Genomic DNA, 21,210 nt, shown 5'->3' with positions numbered 1-21,210 from the left:
TGAATTGACGCTCTCGCCTATTGCGCTAGAAGCCTCGCCGGAGAGTCGAGCAGGGCATTTTCGCCCGGCTCCAGAGAATTGATCGCGCGACTGTGAGGCAGAACGAAATCATATCCTTCGACCCTGCGACCGGCGAAGAGTTGTGGCGCAGCCCGGTCGGCGATGTCGACAAGGCTGTGGCTCGCGCACGCCGGGCATGGCCTGAATGGGCGGCCAAGCCTCTCGCTAACCGGATCGAACTATGCCGTCGCTTCGCCAACGAAGTGCGTTCGGTCAGCGACGAGATGGCGGAACTGATTTCGAAGGAGACAGGCAAGCCTCTCTGGGAAGCCCGTACGGAAGTCGAATCGGTCGTCGCCAAGGTCGATATTTCGATCTCCGCCTATAGCGACCGGACCGGCCAGAAGAAGCTCGACAGCGGGATCGGGGGGACCGCGGCGGTCCGCCACAAACCGCATGGTGTCATGGTGGTGCTGGGGCCGTATAATTTCCCCGCGCACCTGCCCAATGGCCACATCGTTCCCGCACTGATCGCCGGGAATGCGGTGATCTTCAAGCCAAGCGAGAAAACTCCCGCTGTCGGCGAACTGCTGATGAAGTGCTTCAACAAGGCCGGCATTTCCGCCGCTGTGGCTCAATTCCTGCCGGGCGGCCCGGCCGAAGGGCAGGCACTGGTTGCCCATCGCGATGTCAACGGAGTGCTATTCACCGGTTCCGCGCAAGCGGGTATCGCGATCAACAAGAAGCTCGCGACCAATCCTGGCAAGATTGTCGCCCTGGAAATGGGTGGCAACAACCCCATCGTGGTGACTGACACCCCGCTGGTGCGCGACGCGGCGATACTGGTGGTCCGTTCTGCTTTTACCAGCGCCGGGCAGCGCTGCACGGCCGCGCGCAGGCTGGTTGTGGTCGAAAGCATGTACGACCCGATCGTCGAAGAGGTGAAACGCCTGTCCGACCGGCTGATCGTGGGCCAGCCCTTTGCCGAGCCCCAGCCGTTCATGGGTTGCGTGATCGACAATCAGTCGGCCGACCAGCTGGTCGAAAGCTTCCTCTATTTCCTCTCCAACGGCGGCAAGGCGATCAAGCACATGACGCGGGCGGACGACAATCTGCCGTTCCTCAGCCCGGCGATCATCGATACGACCGGTATCAAGGATCGCCCGGACGTGGAACTGTTCGGGCCGTTGCTGCAGGTCATCAAGGTCAAGGATCTCGACGCTGCAATTGCCGAAGCGAACAACACCCGCTTTGGCCTCAGTGCGTCGCTCATCGGGGGCTCCCCGCAGGACTACAACAAGTTCTGGGCCAACGTCAGGGCCGGGATCGTCAACTGGAACCAGCCGACCAATGGAGCCTCGTCGAAGGCACCGTTCGGTGGTCTGGGACTGTCGGGCAACCATCGGCCCGCAGCCTATTATGCTGCTGACTATTGCGCCTATCCGGTTGCAAGTAGCGAGATGGACCAGCCCCGCGCCACTGTCGGTGTCGGCTTCCGCGACGGCTAGGTCCGGTTAATCGACCCCGCTGGTCACCAGACCCACATCGCTAATACCCGAGGCGCGCCGCCGGACATAGACAGCGTAGCTGCCTTTTCCCTTGGCGCCCCTCAGTTCCTCGATCTCGCCACGCAGAAGGTGCGATGTAGAATACCCCTCCTTCCGCGCGCTCGCTGTGTAGAATGCCAGCACGTCCTCGGTCGAAACCGGGGTCAGGAAACGGATCGCGCGCAAGCTGCAGGGGTCGGTGTCGCTGCCCGCCGCTTCGATCGTATTGCCACGCGGATAGACAGGAAATGCCTTGGGCATCTTCGCTGCCCACATGGCAGTGAAACTGGCGCTATCAGCGCAAGCTGAGGTGCCAGGCGTGAGCTTGGCCATTTCGGTCACGGAATAGAGCGCCCCTTCCGGCAGTGGGTCACCTTGTTCGCTTGTCTTTCCGAGCGGCTTGAGCTGGCTCGAACCGCCAACGAGGTCAGCCGCTTCCAGTTTTGCATCCTCGATCGCTTCGCGGGTGGCGACGATAGGGGGCAACGAATGATCTGTTCCCCCCGTCAAGGCAGCATTGGCTTCATTCTGCTGCGTCAGGTCGGGATCGACCATGATCTGGTCACTCAGCGCTTGCGTCGTTGCAGGGTCACGCTCCGGCACGACCGGTACTTCCTCAGGCTCGCTGGAACAGGCCGCCAGCACAAGAAGCGATGAAAGGGTGAGCATCAGGCGCATGTCGCCCCCTTACTGCGCCGGGAATGAAAACCCCGTCAACACGCGGCTTTGCAGGAATTGAAGATGCCCTGCCCCGGCAAAGCGGGAACAGGGCATCTTCCGCGGCTTGGTGGGGTGCCGCGCTGCGACCCCGAAGGGCCGAAGGTCGTCAATTCAGGTCAGGTCGTCTCAGCGACAGCGCGAATCGCCCCGGTCGATCGCACGGCCAAGCAAGGCCCCGGCGACACCGCCCAGCAGCGCTCCAAGCGTACGGTCGCCACGGCCGGCCAGCTCGCGTCCGGCCAGGGCACCGGCAACACCGCCGATCAGCAGGCCGGTGGTCCCGTCGCGCCTGCGGCAGTAATAGCGACCGTCACGGCCGCGCCATACGCGGGTGTCGCGATAAACCGGCTCGCCATAATAGCGGTCGCCGCGATAGCGCTGGTCGCGATAGCGATAGTCGCGGTAGTCGCGATAATCACGGTCGCGCTTGCCGTAGCCATTGCGATGCCAGCGGCGGTGATGTTGCGCGGTATCTTCTTGCCAGGCAGGTGCGCCATGGCTGGTTACGCTAATAGACACGGCCTGGCTCGCAGGAGCAGCGGCAACAGGTGCGGCGACAGCCATGCCTGTTGCGGCAATGGCGAGAGCGGCTGCTTTGATGGTCATGTGCATCGTCAAAATCCTTTCTCGAACTGGCGGTGGGTCGGGCGGCTCCACCAGTGCGTCGTCCGATGTGTTCATGTTTAAAAGGTCAAAGCTGAACAGGGTGCAACATCGGTGTCAGAATTGCGCTATTCGACGAGGCGAGTGGATTCAGGCGACGAATGGTGGCTTGCAGTGCCTTTTCGCCGCTCCTAGGGCGCTTGGATGAGCGCAACAGAACCCCGCCAGCCGTCCGGCCTGCCGCCCGCGCTCGGCGCTTACATCATCTGGGGATTCCTGCCGCTCTACCTCGTGCTGGTCCGCAGCGTGCCGCCGTTCGAATTCGTCGCCTGGCGAATCGTGTGGACGCTCCCGATCTGCCTGGTGATTGTGCTGTTCCGCCAGCAATGGCCCGAGGTTCGCGCAGCGTTGGGCAATCGCAAGGTGCTGGGCGTGCTGGCCATCAGCGCCACGCTCGTCGCGATCAACTGGTTCACTTACATCTGGGCGATCCAGAACGACCATATCTACGCCGCCAGCCTGGGATATTACATCAACCCGCTGGTTAATGTGCTGCTGGGAACGGTGATCCTGTCGGAAAAGCTATCGCGGCTACAATGGACCGCGGTGGCGATTGCGACTGCGGGGGTGGCCGCGCTTTCATCAGGGGCAGTGACGACCCTATGGGTCAGCCTGACGCTCGCCTTCAGCTTCGGCACCTATGGCCTGATCCGCAAGCAGGTACCGGTCGGCTCGCTGCCCGGCCTGACCATAGAAAGCATGATCCTGCTGCTACCCTCGGCAGGGATCGCGGCTTGGTATGCGATGAGCCCGGCCGGATCGAGTTTCGACGATTCGCTCTGGCTGAGCGTTGCAATCGTGCTGGGCGGAGTGTTGACGGCAGTACCGCTGCTGATGTTTGCAGTGGCGGCCAAGCGGATGGACTATTCGACGCTCGGGTTCACGCAGTTCCTCGCCCCCAGTATCGTATTTGTGCTCGGCCTCACTGTCTTCGAGAAGCCGTTGCATACGGCCGAGTTGGTCTGCTTCGCGCTGATCTGGACCGCGCTGGCGATCTTCGTGTGGGATATGTTCGCCCGGCGCCGCGCCGTTAGGCCAGCCGCCAGTTGAGTTCCTGCCCGGCGTGCCAGGGCACTAGCTTGCCACCCGTCGTTTCGATGACCTCGGGCACCACATGCGGCACCCGCTCCAACGTAACCCTCTGCTCGTTCACCGGCAGGCCGTAGAAGGCCGGGCCGTACAGCGATGCGAATCCTTCGAAGTGCTCGATTGCGCCCTCTTCCTCGAACACAGCGAGGTAGCTTTCCAGCGCATAGGGCGCGTTGAAAATGCCAGCACAACCGCAGGCGCTTTCCTTGGTATGCTTTTCATGCGGGGCGCTGTCAGTGCCAAGGAAGAACTTGGCCGAGCCGGACGTCGCAACCTTGCGCAGCGCCCGCCGGTGCTCCTCGCGCTTGGCGACCGGCAGGCAGTAATTGTGCGGCTGGATCCCGCCCACCAGCATGGCGTTGCGGTTGATATGCAAGTGCTGCGGCGTGATCGTGGCGGCAACGGTATTGCCAGCTCCAGTCACGAAATCGGCGGCGTCGCTGGTCGTGATATGCTCGAACACGATCTTCAGCTGCGGGATCGCTGCGTGCAGCGGTGCCAGCGTGCGTTCGATGAACACCTTCTCGCGGTCGAACACGTCGATGTCGGCGCTGGTGACTTCGCCGTGGACGCACAGCACGATGCCGGCCTCAGCCATGCTCTCGAGCACCGGGTAGAGCTTTTCGACATCGGTTACGCCGTGGGCTGAATTGGTCGTCGCATTGGCAGGATAGAGCTTGGCTGCTGTGAAGATGCCTTCAGTATGCCCCTGAACCAGATCGTCTGCGTCTGTCTGGTCAGTCAGGTAAGCGGTCATCAGCGGCGTGAAATCGAGACCCGCAGGCACCGCCGCCATGATACGCTCACGATAGGCGGCACCCAGCGCGGCAGTCGTCACCGGCGGGGTGAGATTGGGCATCACGATCGCGCGGGCGAACTGGCGCGCAGTGTATTCCACCACGCCCGCCAGCATCGCGCCATCGCGCAGGTGGACATGCCAGTCATCGGGGCGGCGGATCGTCAGCGTCTCGGTCATCGCTGCATCCCCTAACCGCGTGCGCAGCCACTTTCCAGCGGGCATTCGCGCGCCTAAACGCATACCGCATGGATATTGCCTTCCTCACCTGCCCCGGCACCCATCCCGGCTCGCCCAACCGGCGCGCCGATGCCTATGAGCACGACGTCCAGGTCGCCGCGATCCGGCCCGAGCTGGAGGCGCGCGGGCACAGGCTGGTGGAGATCGACTGGCGCAGCCCGGTTGCAGCCTTCGACGGGATGCCGCTGGTGCTGGTAGGCACCCCGTGGGACTACCAGGACAGCGAGGCCGAATTCCTCGCCCGGCTCGATGCGCTGGAAGCCGCCGGCCACCTTGTCTGCAACAGTGCCGCAACCGTCCGCTGGAATGCCCGCAAGACCTATCTGCGCGATCTCGCCGAATGCGACGTCGCTACGATCCCGACGCGCTGGGTTGAGCAACCGACCACATCCGATATCGCCGCCGCCATGGAGGCGTTCGGCTGTGACACCGTGGTGGCAAAGCGGCAGGTCGGCGCGGGCGCGGAAGGGCAATCGATCCACCGCAAGGCCTCGCTCGACCCGGACTGGAGCATGGCTCATCCGGCGATGCTGCAACCGTTCCTACCGCAGATTCAAACGGATGGAGAGTACTCCTTCCTGTTTGTCGATGGAGCTTTCTCGCATGTCTTGTGCAAGCGCCCGGCCTCAGGCGATTACCGCGTGCAGTCGATCTATGGCGGGAGCGAAGAGCCCTACACGCCGTCGGATCGCGATATTGCCGCGGCACTGACGGCAGTCACTGCGATCGATCACCGCCCGCTCTACGCCCGCATCGACATGGTACGCGGCCATGACGGCGGCCTGCTGCTGATGGAAGCCGAGCTGATCGAGCCGTTCCTTTACCCGGCCCAGGGACCCCTACTCGGTGCGATGATGGCCGATGCGATCGCGCGCCGCCTTGAAGCTCTGGTCGCGCCCGCTACCTAGGCACCATGACCGCTACCCGCCTGTTCGATCGCGCCGTGATCCGGCTGACCCCGCAAGATCCCGGCGAGGATGTCGCCGATTTCCTGCAAGGACTTGTCACCAACGATGTGAAAGGCACGCTGCCGGCCTATGCCGGGCTGCTGACACCGCAGGGCAAGGCGCTGTTCGATTTCATCGTCTGGCCGGGCGGAAATGGCGAACTGCTGATCGATTGCGAGGCCGAGGCGGCAGACGAGCTGGTCAAGCGGCTGAGCCTCTACCGCCTGCGCCGCAAGATCGCGATTGTGCGGGACGACGCCGTTGGCGTGCACTGGGCTGGGCATATGGGCGATGGCGCCGCTGCCGACCCGCGTCTCACCGCATTGGGAGAACGCTGGCTTGCACCGGCTTCCGACGATGACCAGGCCGCCGACGAAGCCTGGCGCGCGCACCGCCTGCGGCTGGGCGTGCCGGAAGGCCGCGCGGAACTCAGCGATATACTGTGGCTAGAGACCAATGCGGTCGAGCTGCACGGCGTCAGCTTCGAGAAGGGCTGTTATGTCGGGCAGGAAAACACCGCCCGCATGAACTGGCGGCAGAAAGTCAACCGGCGGCTGGTGGTGGTCCCGCTGGAAGATGCGGACGAGAAGCGGATCAAGGTCAGCCACGGGGACCTTGGCCTCGCGATCGCGCATTTGCGGATTGACGATATTACAGCGGACATCGCACCCGACTGGATGCGACTGGAGGCGTCCTAATCCTGCGGCACTTCCTGATGCCGACCGACCAGGTCTTCGACGATAAACTTCTCCGCGACTTCGCGCGCCGTCTCTTCCGGCAATTGCAATGACTTCGCCAGCGGTGCCCCCATCAGCGACTGGCCCAGCGCCAGCAGCACGACTGTGTGAGTGACCCGGTGAGCGGCCATGGCATCATCATGCCCGTCTTCTTCCGGATTGAGATCGTCGACCATGGAATGGATCGTTTCCACGAACGGCTCGATAGCGTCTTCATGGCCGGTCGCGAGCATCCAGCTGACCAGTGCCCCGCCGCCCTCGCGTTCGAAGGCGTCGAAGGCGATATCGACCACTTCGCGCGGGCTCCCCAGCCCCGCCCGGGTCGCCCGCACCGCTTCGGCCACGCTCTCACAAACGGTCTGCGCCAGATGCGCCGCCAGCTCGCGCTGAAGCCCCGCGGCGGAACCGAAGTGGTGCAGCAGATTGGCATGCGTGCGCCCGACCCGCGCGCCAACCGCCTTGAGTGTTACAGCCTGCGGCCCGGCTTCAATCAGCAGCGTACGGGCGGCCTGCAGCGCCGATGCGCGCGATTCCTCGGGAGAAAGGCGTTTGCGAGTAGCCATGGAGTGCGAGCGAAGCCCCTGTTCTTGCGATCCGGTATGGGAAGCTACCGTGCATCAGCACAAGCGGCAAGCACGTAACCATTCATTATTGACATTGATGTAAATAGTGCTTACTAACATTAATGTCAGTAACGAACCACGGGTGCTCTCACGCCATGAACGCTCATACCTCCATCCCCGTCGACAACGCGACGACCCCCACCCCACAAGATCTTGAAATTACCGTGCGCAATCGCCGCTTCGCACGCGGCATCAATGCTCGCCGCTGGTGGCTCAACGGCAATCCGGTCGCTTCGGCCTGGTTCAACGCGCTCAGTGCCACCTTCCCCCGCGGTGAAGCCTTCTTCATCGAATCGGTGAAGGCATTCCGTGAGGGTGCCGATCCCAAGCTGACCGCGGAAATCCGCGCTTTCGTGAAGCAGGAGATCAACCACACGCGCGAGCACATCGCCTTCAACCGACTGGCGCAGGATCATGGCTACGACATCGACGCCATCGACAAGCGGGTGGAAGAACTGCTCGCTCAACTCGAAGGGCGTCCAGTCATCCTCAACCTGGCCGCCACCATGGCCCTCGAACACTTCACCGCCATGCTCGGCCATGAACTGCTCAAGAACCCGGCCCATCTCGAAGGCGCCGATGGCGACTTGGGCGACCTTTGGCGCTGGCATTCGGCCGAGGAAGTCGAGCACAAGGGTGTCGCTTACGACACCTGGCTTCACGCCACCCGTGACTGGAGCCGGTTCAAGCGCTGGTGGGTCAAGAGCCTGATGATGCTCAACGTTACCGTTCGCTTCATCAAGCACCGTAGCGAAGACACAATGGAGCTGCTTGCACAGGACGGCCTCACTGGCTGGAAATGGCGGTGGGAGCTGGCCAAGTATTTGCTGGTCAAGCCAGGCTTCCTGCGCCGCATCGTGCCCGGTTGGCTGGCCTATTTCATGCCCGGCTTCCATCCCTGGAACGAAGATGATCGCGCCCTGATCAATATCTACGAAGGCGACTTCGAAGATGCGCTGATGCCGGCGGAGTAGGTGAGCGCGAGTCCCCGCGCAGGCGGGGACCTCAGGCCACTGGCGCTCTGCCCCATAGACTGAAACCCCCGCCTCCGCGGGGGATCGCACCAAGGACAATTAGAAGGCCCCGCAATCGCTTGCGGGGCCTTTTTCGTGTGACGTCTCGTCAGGCTGCGCGAAGCATTCCGCCCGGGGAAGTCTCTTCGTCACTGAGGTCGATCACATAGCGTGCGGCCGGATGCCGGGCATCGCGCGCCCGGCTGTAGAGCGGGCGAACTTCACCCGTGGCACGGAAACCCGCCTTGCGCAGGACCTTGCCCGATGCGGGGTTGTCGACGAAATGTGCAGCCACGATGCGCCCGAAACCGAGCGCCCGCCCGATATCGAGCAGCGCACGCGTCGCTTCTGTGGCAAAGCCCTTCCCCCAGTGTTCGCGGGCGATCCAGTAGCCCACTTGCAGCTGCCCGTCCTCGTCGGGGCCATAGCCACACTGGCCGACATATTCGCCGGTGTCGGGCAGGGTGATGGCGAAGTCCGGTTGCGCGGGATTGCGTGGCAGTTTGGCGAAGGATCGCGCATCTTCCATACCATAGGGCCACGGCGCGCGGGCAAGGTTGCGCACGATTACCTCGTCGGCGATGCCGCGATAGATCGCCGGCGCATCCTCTTCCCAGACAGGCCTCAGGAACAGTCTTTCACTGCGATGGAACATGGGACTTCTCCTCTTCGCCCCGCCCCGGGCTCCTAGTCCGGGCTCGTGACACTCAAATGAACACGGACCCGAAGATCCGGCGAATTGAGAGGGAGAAACGACAAGAGGGAGACGGGTCGGCCCCATCTCCCTCTTTGGCTGTCGGCGTATGGCCGACTGGGACCGTCCCGCTGGACGATCCCGTTATGATCGTCCGATTATTCGGCAGCTTCCGCAATCATGTCTACAGACACGTATTTGCGCGCTTGCTTGCCGGTGTGGAATCGCACCACGCCGTCTTCGAGAGCGAAGAGGGTGTGATCCTTGCCCATGCCGACGTTGCTGCCCGGATAGAACTTGGTGCCGCGCTGGCGCACGATGATGTTGCCGGCGACGACTGCTTCGCTGCCGAACTTCTTCACACCAAGGCGGCGACCGGCTGAGTCGCGACCGTTACGGGATGAACCACCTGCTTTTTTATGTGCCATGGTGTCTGATCCTTACTTCTTGTCGGCTGCCTTGGTGGCAGCTTTCTTGGCCGGGGCCTTCTTTGCAGCAGGCTTCTTGGCCGGAGCTTTCTTCTCAGCGGCTTCCTTCTTGGGAGCAGCCGCCTTCTTTGCCGGAGCCTTCTTCTCTTCAGCCGGAGCCTCAGCCTTCTTGGCCGGAGCGGCCTTCTTAGCAGCAGGCTTCTTGCCTTCACCGATGTCGGTGATGCGCAGCAGGGTCATCTGCTGGCGGTGGCCGGCCTTGCGGCGATAGTTGTGACGGCGACGCTTCTTGAAAACGACGACCTTCTCGCTCTTGGCCTGGGCGATGACTTCAGCCGAAACGGTCACCTTGCTGGCGTCGGCGATGGTATCGCCTTCGCCGGCGAGCAGGACATCGTCCAGCACAATGGTCTCGCCGGCTTCACCAGCCAGCTTCTCGACCGCGATCTTGTCTCCGGCGGCAACCCGGTATTGCTTGCCGCCCGTGCGCACTACTGCGAACATCGGTTTAACTTCCATTCGTGTTGCTGTGCCATTCCCGCTTGGAAATGGCGCGACGGGCAACCCGCCGATGGCGAGGCCCGGAAAGAACGGTGCCGTTAAGGGAACATCCGCGCAAAGTCAACGCGCGAGTGGCGGGTTTTTCTGGCACCATGGCAACAGCATTGTGGCACGACCCCGCTCTCGTATATGAGGGCAAGGATGAGAGTGGCCGCTTTCCCGATTTTGCTGCTTCCAGTGGTCGCAGCCTGTGCTTCGCCGAGCACCGATTATCCATCGCTCGCGGTCCGCGATGCCGAGCGGATCGCTGCTGCGCACGAAACAGGGTCCGACCCCGGCCCGATTGAACCTGTCCCAACCGAACTGGCAGCCCGTGTATCGCGCCTGCGCGCCCAAGCTGACGCTGCCGATCATGCCTTTCTTGACAAGCTGCCAGGCGCAACACTCCAGCTCGAAGCAGCGCGCGGCGCCGCTATCGCCAGCAAGAGCTGGGCAAGCGCGCAAACGGCGCTTTCCGAACTTGATTCGCACCGCAGCACAACTGCCATCGCCTTAGCCGATCTCGACAAGATGTATGCCGAGCGCGCCGTGGCACTGGAGCGTCGTGACTTCATTGACGACGCACGCGTCTATGTTGCTGCCATCCTCGCCCGCCAGGATCAAAGCCTGATCCGCCTGCAAGGGATGATTCGACCATGACGCTCGCCTGCGCCACATGCCCGGTGAGGGACAGTGCAGCGTGCGCCGTCCTCTCCGACGAAGAGCGTGAGGACCTTGCCCGCGCTGGCCGGACGGTAGAACTCAAGAAAGGCGAGATGCTGTTCGCCGCTGGTGACGAGGAGCATTCCTGCGCCACGCTGGTTTACGGTGCGCTCAAGGTCACCTCGTTCGACCAGAACGGCGAGGAACGAATCCTCGCCCTGATCCATCCCTCCGGGTTTGTCGGCGAGCTCTTCCAGCCGTTTGCGCATCATGATGTGGTGGCCCTGACAGATTGCCGCCTGTGCGTTTTTGCGCGCAGCGAGATGGAGCGCGCACTGGACAAGCACCCTGCCCTTGCACGCGCGCTGCTGCGGCGTTCGCAGGATGATCTCCATGCAGCCCGTGAATTGCTTGAACTCACCGGAAAACAGGATGCAGAAACGAGGCTCGCGGGCCTGATCCTGTCGCTGGCGCGCGCTGCGAGCGATTCGCCGTGCCATCCTGCCGACCAGTTCGAGCTCCCTCTGTCGCGCGGGGAAATGGCGCAGATGCTGGGTCTCACAATCGAAACTGTCAGCCGCCGCATGACGCGATTCGAGAAAGACGGGCTGATCGCCAAAAAAGGTGCGCGCGGGATCGAACTGGTCGACCCCGCGCGTCTTGCTGCGCTGGTTGGAGTGGGCCTGTAAGGGGTTAAGCCCGCTATCCTCTCAATAGAGAGCCTCCGCCCTTATACCAGCGCCGCAATGGTTACACAGGCCACGCCCCACAGGACGATCAGGACCGGCAGGACCATGACCTGTGCCAACGCTTCACCTGCCGGGAGGGGGCCGGTGAGCGTGTTGATTCCGCGGCTCCTGAACTGTCCCCAGCTCAGTGCCTTGTTTGTGCCTTCCGGTGATTCTTTTACGAACAGCGTCGGGATGCCGTAGAAACCGGCAAAGAAGACGCCGAAGATCGCCATCGGGATACCAAGCTCGGGATTGCCGAAGCCCACCACCATGGTGGCGAGGAACGTCATGAAGCAGGCGAGGCTGGCGATATAGACGCCGGTCGGCAGTTCGAACGTGTGATTGAAGAAAGCGCGCGGGGCCTCTTCCTTCTCGGCAACCGGATGGATGGTGTAGACGATCGCCTTTTCGGCAACGATTTCGCGGTGAAGCATCTGGGACATTTGGGCCACTCCTTTTGTCTGGAGTGACTATGGCGGGCCCTGCGAGTCGCTTCCTTGACGCAGGTCAAATCGCAAAATTATTTGCGTCCAGCCTGCGCCCAGCGGTCCCGGTCGGCATAGTCGGCCTCGCGCGGCTCGATCCAGTGCCAGCCGTCTGCACGTTTCTCGCGCTTCCAGAACCACGAGGCGCTTTTGAGATAATCCATGCAGAAATCGACCGCATCGATAGCGTCGCGGCGATGTTTCGAAGCTGCTGACACGCACACTATGGGTTCGCCCGGAAGCATGATTCCGACGCGATGGACCATCAGCAGACCCATGAGGTCGAAGCGTTCGAAGGCTTTATCTGCAAGCTCTTCCATACCCGGCAGGGTGAGCGGCTCGTAGTGGCTTAATTCCAGCGCCTGAACCCCGCCTTCACCTCGCACTTCACCGACGAAGGTGCAAACGCCTCCGAGGCCGGGATTGGCGTTCGTGAACGGCCCGATCAGCATGCCGGGAATGAAGGGTTCTGTCAGGAGACGGATGTCCCGCATGGCTAGCCCCCGCTGACAGGCGGGAGCAGCGCGACTTCATCGCCGTCTTCAGCGGCAAGCGCGGTCTTGTCGGCCAGCACCTTGCCCCGGCAAGCGACGTTGACGCGGTCGAGCCGCAATTGCTCCGCAACTTGCGGGCCAACCGCTTGCAGCAAGCCTGCCCAGTCGAGCGGGCCCGTAACCTCGCGCTCGGACTCTCCAGCCAGGTCTCGCAAAGGGCCTAGGAAGACGATGGTGATTGTCACCTACTTCACCGTCATCCCCGCGAAGGCGGGGATCCAGCGAAACAATGTGCCGATGCCAGTCTGGATTCCCGCCTTCGCGGGAATGACATGACCATTTTTGAATTGGAAGGTCATGTCACCCCCCCGTCGTCGACATAGGGCGCGCCACCGCCGGAGCCTCGCCTTCGCCAATGCGGAAGTCGTGCCGCTCGGGCTTGATCCGCATCGCAGTGTCGAGCGCCTCGGCAAGATTGCGGTCGGGGTCCGCCGATCGCAGCGCGGCGCGCAAGTCCACCATCTCCCCCCCGCCGAGGCAGGGATAGAGTTGTCCCGTCGCGGTCACCCGGATTCGGTTGCACCCAGCGCAGAAATTGTTGGTCAGCGGGGTGATGAAGCCCAGTCGCCCGCCGGTTTCGCGCACATCGACATAGCGCGACGGGCCACAGGTGCGATGCTCGCTGTCGGTCAGTGTCCAGCGCTGCTCCAGCACCTCGCGCACTGCCACCAGCGGCAGGAACTGGTCGGTCCGGTCTTCGTCGATTTCACCTAGCGGCATGGTTTCGATGAGGGTCAGATCGTGGCCCTCGCCATGCGCCCATTCGATTAGCGCAGGGATCTCGTGCTCGTTGATGCCCTTCATGGCGACAGTGTTCAGCTTGACCTTGAGCCCGGCCGCCTTGGCGGCGGAAATCCCGCCCAGCACACTCGCCAGGGCATCGCGGCGCGACAGGCGGATGAAGGTCTCGCGGTCGAGCGTGTCGAGTGAGATGTTGATCCGGCGCACCCCGGCATCGGCGATTCGCTGCGCGTGGGCGGCCAGTTGAGTACCATTGGTGGTGAGCGTCAGTTCGTCTAGCCCGCTACCGACAAACCGCCCCAACGCTGTGATCAGGTCGATCACATCGCGCCGCACCAGCGGTTCGCCCCCGGTCAGGCGAATCTTGGTGATCCCGCGCTCCATGAAGCCGAGCGAAAGGTCGCGCAATTCCTCAAGACTCAGCACATCCTTGCGCGGCAGGAACTCCATCCGTTCGGGCATGCAATAGGTGCAACGCAGGTCGCAGCGATCGGTGACAGACAGGCGCAGGTAAGTAATACGCCGCCCGAAGCTGTCGATGAGATCGCTGCTGCTCATGGCTGCTGTTCTAGCGGAAGATAATGCCCGGTTACACCCGGCGCGCACTCAAGATACGCCAAAGTCGCGGCCAGCGCAGCGCCTTCGCCACTTACGACATTGACACGCTTGGGCGCATGCTGGCGTGCGAGATCATGCGCCACGGCGCGGCGCCAGTCGGCATGGTCATAATCGGCAACATTCATCACGATGGCGAGAGTATCGACCTCACCAGCCAGCGCACCCGTCACTTTGGGCAGCCAATCGCTGTAGAAGACCCGGGCAGCCTCGGCCGCACCATCGGGCAAGCGCCCGCAATCGAGCACCGCCTGCGCCACTCAGCGCCGCTCGCGCCTGAGCGTGATGCCAATCTTTTCGTTGGCAGTCGCAATGGCGAGCTTCACGATCTTTACCGTGACTGCCAGCACCCTGGCATCCTGCGCGAACAGCGTGTCGCAGATGTGGTCGGCGACCGATTCGATCAGCTTGAAATGGACCCCCTCGGGCAACGCATCGGTCGCTGCGAACTTGAGGTCCATGTAGTTCTTGCTCTCGTCGAGATGGCTGTCCGGCCCGTAGTGATCGGCAACCTTGTATTCGACCGCGATCGACATCCGCAGCGGCTGCGGCTTGCCGGTCTCTTCAGAGTAAATTCCGGTCAGGACATCATGTTCGATATCGTCGAACTCGAGGATCAGCGAATCAGCCATGCCGTCCCTTAGCCGGGATTGCTCCATCGTGCGAAGATGGCTGTCGGCAGCAACCTGCCAGTGCCCTGTTCCTGGACAGCGAGATCGCCGTGCTCAACCTTGCCGGGCATCCCGGCGAATATCTCATCGACCAAACCCGCGAGCGAGAGGCTGCTCATGCGCACGGCATAGACGGTGAGGAACAGGAAGCGGCTTTCCGGATCGAGCAATGCGCGGCAATCGCGCACCAGCGGGGCGAGGCCTTCCTCGATCCGCCAGGTCTCGTTCTTGGGTCCGCGCCCGAACTTGGGCGGGTCGAGGATGATTCCGTCATAGCGCCGCTCGCGCCGCACTTCGCGCGCAGCGAACTTGGCGGCATCGTCAACCAGCCAGCGGATCGGGCGATCGCCCATGCCCGCCAGCTCGGCATTCTCACGCGCCTGCGCGACCGATTTCTTCGAAGCATCGACATGCGTCACCGGGCCGCATTCGCTGAGCGCCTGCGAGCCGACGCCGGTATAGCCGAACAGGTTGAGCGTCTGCGCCTCGGGCTTGCCGTCGAGCTGCGCCCGCATCCAGTCCCAGACCGGGGCCATGTCGGGGAAGAAGCCCAAGTGGCGGAACGGCGTGCAGGAGGCCGTAAAGCGCGCCTCGCGCCAGCTGAGCGGCCAGCCCTCTTCGGGCACCTCAGGCGAGAGGTGCCAGCGGCCGCCGCCATCCTCGTCGGCTCCGGGAATGAATTCGCCATCGGCCTGCCACTCGGCGGATTGCGGAGTCCACATCGCCTGCGGTTCAGGGCGGATGAAGCGGAAACGGCCGAACCGTTCGAGCTTGCGCCCGTGACCGCTGTCGAGCAGGGCGTAGTCGTCCCATCCCTCGCCCACCATGAGCTGCGGCTGGCGGACCAGGTCAGCCATCAGTTGCCCTGTGCCGCGTGCTCAAGAATGAACCCAGTCAGTTCGTCATAGTCGCCAGACAGGTCGGTACAGGCTTCCTCGCGTGCGAACAGGTCGCCGACCCGCAGCGGAAGCGGAGGCCGTGCGCCTGTGGCTCGCTCGACGGCATCGCGGAACTTGGCCGGATGCGCGGTTGCCAGCGTGACGATCGGCACTTCAACCGGCAATTCGACCTGGTAGGCGGCATAGAGCCCGATGGCGGTGTGTGGATCGATGATCTCGCCCGAATTCTCGAACGCCCGGCGGATCGAATGTGCCATCGCGTCCTGATCCACCCGCACGCTGGTGAAGAGCGATGCCGCCCCTTCGCGCTGCGAGTTGGTCAGCTGCATCGCCTTGCTCGCTTCGAAGGCGTGCATCTGCTCCGCCATCGCCGCACCCTCGCGACCGCCGACATCGAACAGCAGCCGCTCGAAATTGGAGCTGACCTGGATATCCATGCTCGGCGCTGCAGTCGGCGTGACGGTCCCGGCGGAATAGTCGCCATCCGAAAGGGCACGGTGGAGGATATCGTTGACGTTGGTGGCCACGATCAGTTTTTCGACCGGCAGGCCCATTCTTGCCGCGACATAGCCGGCGAAGACATCGCCGAAGTTGCCGGTCGGCACGCTGAAGGCGACACTGCGGTCGGGTGCTCCCAATTGTACCGCCGTTGTGAAGTAATAGACCACCTGCGCCATCAGCCGCGCCCAGTTGATCGAATTGACGGCACCGAGGCGGATCTTGCCGGCGATGGCTGGATCAGTGAACATGCGCTTCACCGCCGCCTGCCCATCGTCGAAGCTGCCGGAAATGGCGATGTTGTGGACGTTGGGCGCGCGTACAGTGGTCATCTGGCGGCGCTGCACGTCGCTGATTCGGCCCTTGGGATGGAGCATGAAGATCTCCACCCCTTCGCGCCCGGCCACCGCGTCAATCGCGGCGCTACCGGTGTCGCCGCTGGTCGCCCCGACAAGCGTCAGTTGCTCGCCGCGCCGGGCGAGGAAAGTCTCGAACAGCAGGCCGAGCATCTGCAGTGCGACATCCTTGAACGCCAGCGTCGGCCCGTGGAACAGTTCCATCAGCCAATGCCGTTCATCCACCTGCACCAGCGGCACGACTGCCGCGTGCGAGAAGCGGCCATAGGCCTTGCCGGTCAGCTCGCGCAGTTCCTCGAAGCTGAGGCTGTCGCCGACGAAGGGCGCCATCACTCGCGCGGCCACTTCGGCATAGGGCAGCCCGCGGAAGGCACGGATCTCGTCCGCTGTCAGCGTGGGCCATTCCTCCGGCACATACAGCCCGCCATCGCTGGCGAGGCCGGTCAGCGTGACCTCTTCGAACGAGAGCGTGGGCGCAGAGCCGCGGGTAGAGATATAGCGCATGGTGCGAGGCGCGTTAGCCGGGGCGCTATCGCAGGGCAAGCAAGCCCGTCTTGCGGCGGGCCTTGCGCGGCTTTCGCCCGGCCAGTTTGCCCCGCACGGCAAATAGCTGTAGGGAGCGGCCAACCGCACACAGGGAGCATGCCGACGTGAACAACTAATCTTTCAGCGCAACCTTTCCCAACTGCCCTGATCGATGGTGTTCCATGTCTTTCCTCACGCTCAACGCGGTTTCCTGCACCGCCCCTGATTCCACTCCGCTGTTTCCCGGCCTCGACCTCGCGCTTGGGCGCGAGACTGTCGGGCTTGTCGGTCGCAATGGTTGCGGCAAGTCGACGCTGCTCGAGGCAATCGCCAGCGGACGCGAACCAGTCAGTGGCACGATTGCCCGCAGCGGTACGATAGGCCTGCTCCGCCAAGCCCCCGATCCGGAAGAAACGCTCGCCGAGGCTATCGGATTGGCGGATGAACTCGCACGGATTGCCCGGATCGAAGCGGGAAAGCCTGAAGGCGACGATCTCGATTGCGCCGACTGGTCGCTCACCGCTCGGATCGAGGAAGCACTCGCTGCCTGTGCCTTGCCCTCGCTGGCCTTGGCTCGAAGGCTTGGGACCCTGAGCGGCGGGCAGCGTATGCGTTTGATGTTGGCAGGCCTGCTGGTGCAGCAGCCCGACGTCCTGCTGCTCGACGAACCCAGCAACAATCTCGACGCCGAAGGCCGCGCTGCCCTGTTACGCCTAATGGACGATTGGCAAGGGGGAATCCTGCTCGCCAGCCACGATCGCGAATTGCTGCGCCATGTCGATCGGATCGTCGAGCTGACTCCTATCGGTACGCATGTCTCGGTTGGTGGGTGGGATAGCTTTGCCGCCGCCCGCGCCGATCGCATTGAACGGGCCGAAACCGAACTGGAGCGCCGCAAGCAGGAGCTGTCCCGGACGCGCAAGGGCGCTCAGCGCGAGCGAGAAAAGCAGGCCCGCAGCGACAGTGCGGGGCGCAAGGTTGCGGCCAGTGGAAGCCAGCCCAAGATCGTCCTCAACGCCCGCCGCCAGCAGGCCGAAGCGACCGCCGCACGAAAACACAAGCTAGGCGATGGGCTCATCGAAGCTGCCGAACACCAGTTGCGCGCGGCCGAGGAGGAAGTTGAACGGCTGACACCTGTCCGCATAGAGTTACCTCGGGCGGACGTCCCGAGTTCTCACCGCCTCATGGAGGCACAAGGCTTGGTCTGTGGACGCGGCACAGGTCAACTCGCCAAGGGTCTCGACCTCACCATCCGGGGCGGCGAACGCATCGCGGTGTGCGGCCCCAACGGCTCGGGCAAAACCAGCCTGCTGCGTATCCTGGCCGGTGAGCTGGAGCGGGATGCCGGGATGTTGAAGGCGGAAACACACCGGCTTGGCATGCTGGATCAGCATCTTTCCATGCTATCGCCCGAGGCCACCGCGCTGGAAGAAATACGGCGGCATTGCCCCGACTTGTCGAAGGAAACAGCGCATGGCGCGCTTGCCGCCTACGGTTTTCGCAATCGCTGGGCACAGCGGGTAGTTGGCACGCTATCTGGAGGCGAGCGAGTGCGCCTGGCCCTTGCATGCCTGTTTAGCCGTACCGAGCCGCCATGGCTGTTGCTCTTGGACGAGCCGACCAATCATCTGGACCTCGAAGCCATAGAGGTATTGGAGCAGGCGCTGTCCAAGTGGGACGGCGCAATCGTCTGCGTCAGCCACGACCCGGCGTTTCTCGAAGCCATCGGTGTCGAACGGCGGATCGAGTTGGGCGATTAATGGTTCAGCCGCCGCGCTGTCGGCGCTTGAGCGCAAGGATGTAGATCACCAGCGCGGTCAGCGCGAACAGGAACCACTGCACCGCATAGGACAGGTGGTTGTTGGGCAGGTTGCGCGGGTCGGGCTTGGCGAGCGGCTGGAGCCCGGCCAGCGGCGGATCGGCGACGATTCGTCCACCGTACTTGCTACCGGGCTCAACCACGCCTCTAACCATGCCCCCTTGCCACCGGATCGATTCAGGGTCGCGAGACCAGCCAAGTGCGACCTCGCCTTCGAAGTATTCGTAATCCGGCAAAATCGGTGTCGATTCATCGGTGGGATCCGGGCCACCGAGGAGGCATTGGACGATGTGTCGCCATCCCGTTTCACCATTGGCATTCCGTCCGGCTCGAACCTTGGTTGTGTGCGGACCTGCGCAATAGAATTCGACAGTCCGGTAAGCGCTCTCGGATTCGTGCGGCCAATGACTGTTGTCCACCTGATGATCCGCAACCGCAGCCTCGTAGCTAGCAATCATGGCTTCCTTTTCCTGCATCCGGCCGAGCTGCCAGAAGCCGAGCGACACCATGATCCCTACGGCAATGACAACCACCAGGGTCGGAATGAGCGGAAACTTCGGCATGGTCACAGGTCCTTCGTACCCGCTTCGCGCGCACTATTGCGGTATTCGCTGGTCAGCAGTGCCGCCTTTGCCACACGCAAGCCACCGATCGTCAAACCAATGCTGAGCGGCACCCACAGCAGCACATGCACCCACCAGGGCGGATCGACGGCAATGACAAGCCATGCAGCGAGTCCCACGACCAATGCGCCGATCAGGAGTGTCAGGAACGCGGCTGGTCCATCGCCAACGTTGAACTGGTCATAGTCGAGACTGCAAACCCGGCAGCGCGGAGCCAGCTTGATCCATCCGGCAAACAACGTCCGCCCACCACACTCGGGGCACAAACCGAAAAGGGCGGCCTCGCTGAGTGCGGGCCGCCCCTTTGGTGTGTCCGGCGAACCGGAATTCATCAGTGGACCGGTGCGCCCCAGCCGCCCCAGATGTAGACGGCGACGAACAGGAACAGCCACACCACGTCGACGAAGTGCCAGTACCACGCAGCCGCTTCGAAACCGAAGTGCTGGCGCGGGGTGAAGTGCCCTTTGTAGGTGCGCACGAGGCAGACAATCAGGAAGATCGTGCCGACCAGCACGTGGAAACCGTGAAAGCCGGTCGCCATGTAGAAGGCCGAGCTGTAGTTGTTGCCTCCGAAACCGAACGGAGCGACGCTGTATTCGTAAGCCTGGATGCAGGTGAACAGCACGCCCAGAGCGATGGTCGCCCATAGGCCCTTCTTGAGGCCATCGCGGTCGCCATGAAGCAGCGCGTGATGTGCCCAGGTGACCGTGGTGCCCGAGCACAGCAAGATAAGCGTATTGAGCAAGGGCAGGCTAAACGGATCGAGCACCTCGATACCCTGCGCCGGGAAGGTTGCGAGCGCAGCTGCGCCGTCTTGCCCGATCAGGTTTTCCCACACGTTCTCGCCAAGGTCGCGGATCGGCGCGGGGAACAGGGCGAAATCGAAGAATGCCCAGAACCAGCCGACGAAGAACATCACTTCGGAAGCGATGAACAGGATCATGCCGTATCGCATATGCAGCTGCACGACCGGAGTGTGGTCGCCGCCCTGTGCTTCCTTCACGACATTGGCCCACCAGCTGAAGAAGGTCGCGATCAGGCCGGCGATGCCGAGCCCAAGCACGATCTGCCACGGCATATCCCAATCGGCGCGGTGCATCATCATCACCATGCCGCTGGTAAAGGTAAGCGCCGAGATCGAGCCGATCAGCGGCCAGATGTCGGGTTCGAGAATGTGATAATCGTGGTTCTTGGCACCAGCCATGATCATTACCCTGTTACGCGTGTTCGTGGTTGCCCATATCGCCCATGCAGGATGGGGTCTAGGGGTTAGAAGCGGCTATTCGCCATCCTCCAGCTTCTTGTGGAAGGTGTAGCTGAGCGTGATCTGCTCCACCCCTTCCATGTTCGGATCGTCCAGCGCTGCCGGATCGACATAGTAGAGCACCGGCATGCGCAGTTCCTGCCCCGGCTGCAGCGTCTGCTCGGTAAAGCAGAAGCACTGGATCTTGTTGAAATAATAGCCGGCCTGCTCAGGCTCGACATTGAAGGTTGCCGTGCCGGTAATCGGCACGCTGGAATCGTTCTTCGCCGTGTAGAAAGCGAGGCTGCGCTGCCCGATCCGGATCGTGTCGGTGCTCTTCACCGGCTTGAACGTCCAGGGCATGTCGCGCGCGGTGCTGGCATCGAAGCGGATCGAGATTGTCGGAGTCCCGGCCAGTTGGGCGCGGCTTTCCGCCGAGGCCGCTTCGCTTTCGCTCGCCACTTGGGTCGTCCCGCCGAACCCTGTGACGCGGCAAAACAGGTCGTAGAGCGGCACAGCAGCATAGCCCATGCCGAGCATGAACAGTGCGCCGAGGAAGGCATAGAGGCCAACCTTGGCATTCTTGCGGTCGAGATGGGCGTCAGGACTCGCGCTTGCCATGCTCAGTCACCCATCCGCACGATAGTGATCATGTAGAACAGCACCACGAAGAACAGCAGTACCCCGCCCAGCACGAGGTTGCGGCTCTTCTGGCGGCGTTTGAATTCGGCTTCTTCTTCGGGGGTCATG

General features: G+C 62.9%; 28 protein-coding genes. 8 read left to right on the top strand and 20 right to left on the bottom strand.

Annotated features, from left to right (window positions below):
- Window positions 1–92 precede the first annotated feature (92 nt).
- Entirely contained in the window at window positions 93–1,508 is a 1,416-nt protein-coding gene (gene astD / locus QPW08_RS06170; RefSeq protein ID WP_284124858.1) for a succinylglutamate-semialdehyde dehydrogenase, read from the top strand.
- Between the two features lie 6 nt (window positions 1,509–1,514).
- Here astD and QPW08_RS06165 read toward each other — a convergent pair whose 3' ends face one another.
- Complete coding sequence (locus QPW08_RS06165) at window positions 1,515–2,225, bottom strand: hypothetical protein (RefSeq protein WP_284124857.1); 711 nt, start codon at window positions 2,223–2,225, stop codon at window positions 1,515–1,517.
- A gap of 168 nt (window positions 2,226–2,393) precedes the next feature.
- Window positions 2,394–2,873 (bottom strand): glycine zipper 2TM domain-containing protein, encoded by a 480-nt coding sequence (locus tag QPW08_RS06160; RefSeq protein WP_284124856.1) that lies wholly within the window; start codon window positions 2,871–2,873, stop codon window positions 2,394–2,396.
- A 201-nt stretch (window positions 2,874–3,074) separates the two neighbouring features.
- Between QPW08_RS06160 and rarD the strand changes: the two genes are divergently transcribed.
- On the top strand, window positions 3,075–3,980 hold the full coding sequence (gene rarD / locus QPW08_RS06155) for an EamA family transporter RarD (protein WP_284124855.1): 906 nt from the start codon (window positions 3,075–3,077) through the stop codon (window positions 3,978–3,980).
- On the opposite strand, the gene pyrC is transcribed toward rarD, so the two are convergent.
- On the bottom strand, window positions 3,961–4,995 hold the full coding sequence (gene pyrC, locus QPW08_RS06150; RefSeq protein WP_284124854.1) for a dihydroorotase: 1,035 nt from the start codon (window positions 4,993–4,995) through the stop codon (window positions 3,961–3,963). The genes rarD and pyrC overlap by 20 nt on opposite strands.
- A gap of 68 nt (window positions 4,996–5,063) precedes the next feature.
- Here pyrC and QPW08_RS06145 point away from each other — a divergent pair, with 68 nt between their 5' ends.
- Both QPW08_RS06145 and ygfZ read left to right on the top strand, forming a co-directional pair.
- Window positions 5,064–5,963 (top strand): ATP-grasp domain-containing protein, encoded by a 900-nt coding sequence (locus tag QPW08_RS06145; protein ID WP_284124853.1) that lies wholly within the window; start codon window positions 5,064–5,066, stop codon window positions 5,961–5,963.
- Window positions 5,964–5,968: 5 nt separating this feature from the next.
- The gene (gene ygfZ, locus QPW08_RS06140; RefSeq protein ID WP_284124852.1) at window positions 5,969–6,700 is read left to right on the top strand and encodes a CAF17-like 4Fe-4S cluster assembly/insertion protein YgfZ; all 732 of its coding nucleotides are present in this window, start codon (window positions 5,969–5,971) and stop codon (window positions 6,698–6,700) included.
- On the opposite strand, the gene QPW08_RS06135 is transcribed toward ygfZ, so the two are convergent.
- Window positions 6,697–7,302 (bottom strand): TetR/AcrR family transcriptional regulator, encoded by a 606-nt coding sequence (locus tag QPW08_RS06135; RefSeq protein WP_284124851.1) that lies wholly within the window; start codon window positions 7,300–7,302, stop codon window positions 6,697–6,699. The two genes, ygfZ and QPW08_RS06135, sit on opposite strands and share 4 nt — an antisense overlap.
- 155 nt (window positions 7,303–7,457) lie before the next feature.
- Between QPW08_RS06135 and QPW08_RS06130 the strand changes: the two genes are divergently transcribed.
- Complete coding sequence (locus QPW08_RS06130) at window positions 7,458–8,336, top strand: metal-dependent hydrolase (RefSeq protein ID WP_284124850.1); 879 nt, start codon at window positions 7,458–7,460, stop codon at window positions 8,334–8,336.
- A 148-nt stretch (window positions 8,337–8,484) separates the two neighbouring features.
- On the opposite strand, the gene QPW08_RS06125 is transcribed toward QPW08_RS06130, so the two are convergent.
- The 3 genes from QPW08_RS06125 to rplU all read right to left on the bottom strand — a co-directional run bounded on the left by QPW08_RS06125 (window position 8,485) and on the right by rplU (window position 10,001).
- Window positions 8,485–9,030, bottom strand: coding sequence for a GNAT family N-acetyltransferase (locus QPW08_RS06125; protein WP_284124849.1), 546 nt, complete (start codon window positions 9,028–9,030; stop codon window positions 8,485–8,487).
- A gap of 197 nt (window positions 9,031–9,227) precedes the next feature.
- Complete coding sequence (gene rpmA / locus QPW08_RS06120; protein WP_284124848.1) at window positions 9,228–9,497, bottom strand: 50S ribosomal protein L27; 270 nt, start codon at window positions 9,495–9,497, stop codon at window positions 9,228–9,230.
- 12 nt (window positions 9,498–9,509) lie between these two features.
- A complete protein-coding gene (rplU, locus tag QPW08_RS06115) occupies window positions 9,510–10,001 on the bottom strand; it encodes a 50S ribosomal protein L21 (protein WP_284124847.1) in 492 nt (163 codons plus the stop codon).
- Between the two features lie 204 nt (window positions 10,002–10,205).
- On the opposite strand from rplU, the gene QPW08_RS06110 reads away from it, so the two are divergent.
- Both QPW08_RS06110 and QPW08_RS06105 read left to right on the top strand, forming a co-directional pair.
- Entirely contained in the window at window positions 10,206–10,697 is a 492-nt protein-coding gene (locus tag QPW08_RS06110; RefSeq protein WP_284124846.1) for a hypothetical protein, read from the top strand.
- Complete coding sequence (locus tag QPW08_RS06105; RefSeq protein WP_284124845.1) at window positions 10,694–11,389, top strand: Crp/Fnr family transcriptional regulator; 696 nt, start codon at window positions 10,694–10,696, stop codon at window positions 11,387–11,389. Before QPW08_RS06110 ends, QPW08_RS06105 begins: the two co-directional genes overlap by 4 nt.
- A gap of 41 nt (window positions 11,390–11,430) precedes the next feature.
- On the opposite strand, the gene QPW08_RS06100 is transcribed toward QPW08_RS06105, so the two are convergent.
- The 8 genes from QPW08_RS06100 to thrC form a co-directional block, all read right to left on the bottom strand.
- Window positions 11,431–11,874 carry a hypothetical protein gene (locus QPW08_RS06100; RefSeq protein ID WP_284124844.1) on the bottom strand — a complete coding sequence of 148 codons (444 nt, stop codon included), beginning with the start codon at window positions 11,872–11,874 and terminating at the stop codon, window positions 11,431–11,433.
- 77 nt (window positions 11,875–11,951) lie between these two features.
- On the bottom strand, window positions 11,952–12,410 hold the full coding sequence (locus tag QPW08_RS06095; RefSeq protein WP_284124843.1) for a molybdenum cofactor biosynthesis protein MoaE: 459 nt from the start codon (window positions 12,408–12,410) through the stop codon (window positions 11,952–11,954).
- A 2-nt stretch (window positions 12,411–12,412) separates the two neighbouring features.
- Window positions 12,413–12,655: a MoaD/ThiS family protein gene (locus tag QPW08_RS06090; RefSeq protein ID WP_284124842.1), complete on the bottom strand. Its 243-nt coding sequence runs from the start codon at window positions 12,653–12,655 to the stop codon at window positions 12,413–12,415.
- 115 nt (window positions 12,656–12,770) lie between these two features.
- On the bottom strand, window positions 12,771–13,769 hold the full coding sequence (moaA, locus tag QPW08_RS06085) for a GTP 3',8-cyclase MoaA (protein ID WP_284124841.1): 999 nt from the start codon (window positions 13,767–13,769) through the stop codon (window positions 12,771–12,773).
- Window positions 13,766–14,086: a Rossmann fold domain-containing protein gene (locus QPW08_RS06080; RefSeq protein ID WP_284124840.1), complete on the bottom strand. Its 321-nt coding sequence runs from the start codon at window positions 14,084–14,086 to the stop codon at window positions 13,766–13,768. The genes moaA and QPW08_RS06080 overlap by 4 nt, the downstream gene beginning before the upstream one ends.
- Window positions 14,087–14,458, bottom strand: coding sequence for a dihydroneopterin aldolase (locus QPW08_RS06075; RefSeq protein ID WP_284124839.1), 372 nt, complete (start codon window positions 14,456–14,458; stop codon window positions 14,087–14,089). It abuts the gene before it with no gap.
- An 8-nt stretch (window positions 14,459–14,466) separates the two neighbouring features.
- The gene (locus QPW08_RS06070) at window positions 14,467–15,354 is read right to left on the bottom strand and encodes a class I SAM-dependent methyltransferase (RefSeq protein ID WP_284124838.1); all 888 of its coding nucleotides are present in this window, start codon (window positions 15,352–15,354) and stop codon (window positions 14,467–14,469) included.
- A complete protein-coding gene (gene thrC / locus QPW08_RS06065) occupies window positions 15,354–16,754 on the bottom strand; it encodes a threonine synthase (RefSeq protein ID WP_284124837.1) in 1,401 nt (466 codons plus the stop codon). Before thrC ends, QPW08_RS06070 begins: the two co-directional genes overlap by 1 nt.
- 203 nt (window positions 16,755–16,957) lie before the next feature.
- Between thrC and QPW08_RS06060 the strand changes: the two genes are divergently transcribed.
- Complete coding sequence (locus QPW08_RS06060) at window positions 16,958–18,535, top strand: ABC-F family ATP-binding cassette domain-containing protein (RefSeq protein ID WP_284124836.1); 1,578 nt, start codon at window positions 16,958–16,960, stop codon at window positions 18,533–18,535.
- Window positions 18,536–18,539: 4 nt separating this feature from the next.
- On the opposite strand, the gene QPW08_RS06055 is transcribed toward QPW08_RS06060, so the two are convergent.
- The 5 genes from QPW08_RS06055 to QPW08_RS06035 all read right to left on the bottom strand — a co-directional run bounded on the left by QPW08_RS06055 (window position 18,540) and on the right by QPW08_RS06035 (window position 21,209).
- Entirely contained in the window at window positions 18,540–19,157 is a 618-nt protein-coding gene (locus QPW08_RS06055; RefSeq protein ID WP_284124835.1) for an SURF1 family protein, read from the bottom strand.
- A 2-nt stretch (window positions 19,158–19,159) separates the two neighbouring features.
- Window positions 19,160–19,549: a DUF983 domain-containing protein gene (locus QPW08_RS06050; RefSeq protein WP_284124834.1), complete on the bottom strand. Its 390-nt coding sequence runs from the start codon at window positions 19,547–19,549 to the stop codon at window positions 19,160–19,162.
- On the bottom strand, window positions 19,549–20,421 hold the full coding sequence (locus tag QPW08_RS06045; RefSeq protein WP_284124833.1) for a cytochrome c oxidase subunit 3: 873 nt from the start codon (window positions 20,419–20,421) through the stop codon (window positions 19,549–19,551). The genes QPW08_RS06050 and QPW08_RS06045 overlap by 1 nt, the downstream gene beginning before the upstream one ends.
- A 75-nt stretch (window positions 20,422–20,496) precedes the next feature.
- Complete coding sequence (locus tag QPW08_RS06040) at window positions 20,497–21,081, bottom strand: cytochrome c oxidase assembly protein (protein ID WP_284124832.1); 585 nt, start codon at window positions 21,079–21,081, stop codon at window positions 20,497–20,499.
- A gap of 2 nt (window positions 21,082–21,083) precedes the next feature.
- Window positions 21,084–21,209, bottom strand: coding sequence for a hypothetical protein (locus QPW08_RS06035; protein WP_284124831.1), 126 nt, complete (start codon window positions 21,207–21,209; stop codon window positions 21,084–21,086).
- Window position 21,210: the final 1 nt, after the last annotated feature.

The sequence above is a fragment of the Parerythrobacter aestuarii genome (genome assembly GCF_030140925.1).
Lineage (GTDB): Bacteria > Pseudomonadota > Alphaproteobacteria > Sphingomonadales > Sphingomonadaceae > Parerythrobacter > Parerythrobacter aestuarii.
Note: the sequence above shows the minus strand (reverse complement) of the source record. Positions and strands in the feature narration are given on the sequence as shown.

Coding starts and splice junctions, on each gene's coding strand:
- ygfZ (WP_284124852.1), top strand. CDS start 5,969: ATGACCGCTACCCGCCTGTTCGATCGCGCCGTGATCCGGCTGACCCCG.
- QPW08_RS06035 (WP_284124831.1), bottom strand. CDS start 21,209: ATGACCCCCGAAGAAGAAGCCGAATTCAAACGCCGCCAGAAGAGCCGC.
- QPW08_RS06145 (WP_284124853.1), top strand. CDS start 5,064: ATGGATATTGCCTTCCTCACCTGCCCCGGCACCCATCCCGGCTCGCCC.
- QPW08_RS06045 (WP_284124833.1), bottom strand. CDS start 20,421: ATGGCTGGTGCCAAGAACCACGATTATCACATTCTCGAACCCGACATC.
- QPW08_RS06095 (WP_284124843.1), bottom strand. CDS start 12,410: ATGCGGGACATCCGTCTCCTGACAGAACCCTTCATTCCCGGCATGCTG.
- QPW08_RS06130 (WP_284124850.1), top strand. CDS start 7,458: ATGAACGCTCATACCTCCATCCCCGTCGACAACGCGACGACCCCCACC.
- QPW08_RS06135 (WP_284124851.1), bottom strand. CDS start 7,302: ATGGCTACTCGCAAACGCCTTTCTCCCGAGGAATCGCGCGCATCGGCG.
- rarD (WP_284124855.1), top strand. CDS start 3,075: ATGAGCGCAACAGAACCCCGCCAGCCGTCCGGCCTGCCGCCCGCGCTC.
- QPW08_RS06125 (WP_284124849.1), bottom strand. CDS start 9,030: ATGTTCCATCGCAGTGAAAGACTGTTCCTGAGGCCTGTCTGGGAAGAG.
- QPW08_RS06100 (WP_284124844.1), bottom strand. CDS start 11,874: ATGTCCCAGATGCTTCACCGCGAAATCGTTGCCGAAAAGGCGATCGTC.
- QPW08_RS06075 (WP_284124839.1), bottom strand. CDS start 14,458: ATGGCTGATTCGCTGATCCTCGAGTTCGACGATATCGAACATGATGTC.
- rpmA (WP_284124848.1), bottom strand. CDS start 9,497: ATGGCACATAAAAAAGCAGGTGGTTCATCCCGTAACGGTCGCGACTCA.
- thrC (WP_284124837.1), bottom strand. CDS start 16,754: ATGCGCTATATCTCTACCCGCGGCTCTGCGCCCACGCTCTCGTTCGAA.
- moaA (WP_284124841.1), bottom strand. CDS start 13,769: ATGAGCAGCAGCGATCTCATCGACAGCTTCGGGCGGCGTATTACTTAC.
- QPW08_RS06160 (WP_284124856.1), bottom strand. CDS start 2,873: ATGACCATCAAAGCAGCCGCTCTCGCCATTGCCGCAACAGGCATGGCT.
- QPW08_RS06050 (WP_284124834.1), bottom strand. CDS start 19,549: ATGAATTCCGGTTCGCCGGACACACCAAAGGGGCGGCCCGCACTCAGC.
- rplU (WP_284124847.1), bottom strand. CDS start 10,001: ATGTTCGCAGTAGTGCGCACGGGCGGCAAGCAATACCGGGTTGCCGCC.
- QPW08_RS06165 (WP_284124857.1), bottom strand. CDS start 2,225: ATGCGCCTGATGCTCACCCTTTCATCGCTTCTTGTGCTGGCGGCCTGT.
- QPW08_RS06040 (WP_284124832.1), bottom strand. CDS start 21,081: ATGGCAAGCGCGAGTCCTGACGCCCATCTCGACCGCAAGAATGCCAAG.
- QPW08_RS06060 (WP_284124836.1), top strand. CDS start 16,958: ATGTCTTTCCTCACGCTCAACGCGGTTTCCTGCACCGCCCCTGATTCC.
- QPW08_RS06105 (WP_284124845.1), top strand. CDS start 10,694: ATGACGCTCGCCTGCGCCACATGCCCGGTGAGGGACAGTGCAGCGTGC.
- pyrC (WP_284124854.1), bottom strand. CDS start 4,995: ATGACCGAGACGCTGACGATCCGCCGCCCCGATGACTGGCATGTCCAC.
- QPW08_RS06055 (WP_284124835.1), bottom strand. CDS start 19,157: ATGCCGAAGTTTCCGCTCATTCCGACCCTGGTGGTTGTCATTGCCGTA.
- QPW08_RS06070 (WP_284124838.1), bottom strand. CDS start 15,354: ATGGCTGACCTGGTCCGCCAGCCGCAGCTCATGGTGGGCGAGGGATGG.